The 2,657-nt window shown below is 72.8% G+C and carries 2 protein-coding genes; one reads left to right on the top strand and one right to left on the bottom strand.

Annotated features, from left to right (window positions below; translation table 11 throughout):
* On the top strand, positions 1–279 hold a 279-nt coding region (locus tag PV350_RS46035; RefSeq protein WP_500339239.1), incomplete at its 5' end, for a hypothetical protein.
* 6 nt (positions 280–285) lie between these two features.
* Here PV350_RS46035 and PV350_RS46030 read toward each other — a convergent pair.
* Positions 286–621: a hypothetical protein gene (locus PV350_RS46030; protein ID WP_499515106.1), complete on the bottom strand. Its 336-nt coding sequence runs from the start codon at positions 619–621 to the stop codon at positions 286–288.
* Positions 622–2,657: the final 2,036 nt, after the last annotated feature.

Genomic DNA, 2,657 nt, shown 5'->3' with positions numbered 1-2,657 from the left:
GTCCGGTTCCCGACCGCCCCGGCCCCGACCTCCATCCCCTACGAGCTGTACACCCACTGCGGGATCGACGAGGCCCGGATCGGCTCGACGTACTTCGAGGCGGAGACCCCGCTCTCCGGCGGCGCCTTCAACCCCCCGCCGGACTGGGACAACCCCACGCAGCGGGGCACGATGACGCTGTTGTCACCGACGTCGGCGGTCTTCACCGACTCCGCGGGCCACGAGGTGCGCTTCCGCGCACGGGTGGGGGCGGACGACTTCAAGCGCGTGTGCCAGTAGCGGCCGTCACCGCACGGCCCAGGTCGCGAAGATGTGGAGCGCCGCCTCGATCCGGGCCCTCTCCCCTTCGCCGGGCTCTCCCGCGAACCGCACGAACACCACGGAGGAACCGGGGTCGCCCGCGACGAGCAGCGTCAGCGGCACACGGCCCGACAGCGGGTACGCGTACCAGCCGTCGTGCCGTTCGACGTCCGTCGCCGGGAGGGCCGCGTCGATCGCCTGCCAGTCCCGGTCGTCGAACCCGTACCCCGTGAAGTGCGCCACCGACTCGCACAGGGGCCGCAGGTTGGTCTCGAAGACCCAGCTCCCGGTGAGGACCCGGTCGTCGTCCCCGGTGGTCAACTCTCGTCCCCCCGCGCCCAGGTCCTGAGGGGGCCATTATGGACCGCGCACAGCAGGAGGAGTTCCAGCCGGAGCGGTAGCCGCGGCGGTATTCGGAGTTCCAGCTCTGGGGGCGGTAGGAGTCCCGCTGGTTCCGGCAGCGCGGGCGTGAGCGGGCGTCGTACCGTCCGTCGTCCCGGCCGTCGCGGTAACCGCGCCAGTACCGGTCGCCCGCCAGCGGGGCGAGGGTGCCCGCGGTCTGCGCCTGGACCGTGCCCGCTGTGCCATGGCCGGCGGTCGCGGCCCGCATGACCCTCACCGAGGACCAGCCGCTCGCTGCCGTGAGGACCGGGCATCACCCATTCGGCTACCGAGGGTGCCCGGGTCGGCACGCTGGGCGATTCTTGCGTTGGGTTCGCTGCTGCCCATGACAGCGCAGCTCCCCGGAAACGGGGTCGGCCGCGGTCGCGAACCCCTCCCTGGAGGTGACGTGTTGTCCCGAATAGCCGAGCCTCAGGCGTCTACACGGCGGCGCCAAGGCCGTATGCGGGCGTGGACGGTGGCCGCGAGCGTGGCCCTGGCGTCCTGCGCAGTGACGGGTGCGGCGTATGCGGACGGTGGCCACGCTGACGTCGCGAAACCCGGCGCTCAGAACAGTTCTGCCGACCCGTGCTTCTTCATCCCGGGGCTTCCCGGGTACTGCTCCGGCCACCACGGCCGCCCTGGTCGCCCCGGTCCGCCTGGACCTCCCGGGCCGCAGGGCCCCGCCGGGCCGCAGGGGCCGGCCGGGCCGCAGGGGCCGGCCGGGCCGCAGGGGCCGAAGGGCGATCCCGGCCAGCAAGGGCCGGTGGGTCCCGCTGGGCCGCAAGGGCCGAAGGGCGACACCGGACCGGCGGGGCCGCCGGGATCGGAACCGGTCTTCGGTCAGTTCCTCTCGACCCAGATCGTGCACGGCGCGACGCTTACTTGTGCGAGCACCACCACTACCGCAGCCAGTTCGTTGTGCAACGGGCCAATGATCAACGGTCTGAACGTCGGATTCCGGTCTGAGACTTGGCAGGCCATCTGCGCGGCCGTCACCGGTGGGGCCGTCACTGACGCCAGCGGGGATGACCCCGTCCCGACGCCCTGGGTCATCTGGACTGGCACGACATGGGCGCTCAGCTCGGACAGCGCCCTGACTCTGACCGAAGTCGCGTGCGCTCGCAGCTAGCGGCTCTGAGAGTGCCGATGCACCATCTGCCCCGCTCAGCACGCTCGTAGAGGAGGCCGGCCTCTTCGCCGGCCTCCTCCCGGCCGCCGAGGTCGCGGCCGCCCGTCGGCGCCACGGCGCAGCACAGCCGCCCGGGGCCCTTGCAGGAGTGCCGGGCCGATGCGGGGACGAAATCACCCGGTCGGCTACTGAATGTGCACGACGCAACAGGCAGGGCGATTCTTGCTGTGGGCTCGCTGCTGTCTCCGACAGCTCTCCTCTCCTGGTGATCCGGCCTCTGCCGCGCGTTGCGGGCCCCCTTGCTGGAGGTGGCGTGTTGTCTCGAATAGCCATGCCCCATGGAGCCCGAGGGCGACGCCGAGGTGGTCTGCGGATGTGGACGGTGGCCGCGAGCGTGGCCCTGGCGTCCAGTGCTCTCTCGGGTGCCGCGTACGCCGACGGTCGCGAGGCCGCCGCCGTGAAGCCCGACGCTCAAGCCGGGCTCGCCGGCCCGTGCTTCCTCTTCCCCTACTTCCCCGGGTACTGCCCCAGCCGCCCTGGCCACGGTCACCCGGGCCGCCCCGGGATACCCGGCCCACCAGGGCCTCCCGGCCCGCCTGGGCCTCCCGGATCGCAGGGACCCGCCGGACCCGCCGGACCTCAGGGGCCTCCGGGCGAGACCGGCCAGCAGGGACCTGCCGGGCCCGCCGGACCTGTCGGGCCGCCGGGCCCGCAGGGCCCGCCCGGTGTCGCCCCGGCCCACGGCCTGGTGGACTTCCAGAACGACGGTCAATTCGTGCCGCCCGCCAACGTCACCACGGTGTTCGTCCAGGCGTGGGGCGGCGGCACGAATTGACCGTCGTTC

The organism is Streptomyces sp. PA03-6a, from assembly GCF_033792765.1.
Lineage (GTDB): Bacteria > Actinomycetota > Actinomycetes > Streptomycetales > Streptomycetaceae > Actinacidiphila.
Note: the sequence above shows the minus strand (reverse complement) of the source record. Positions and strands in the feature narration are given on the sequence as shown.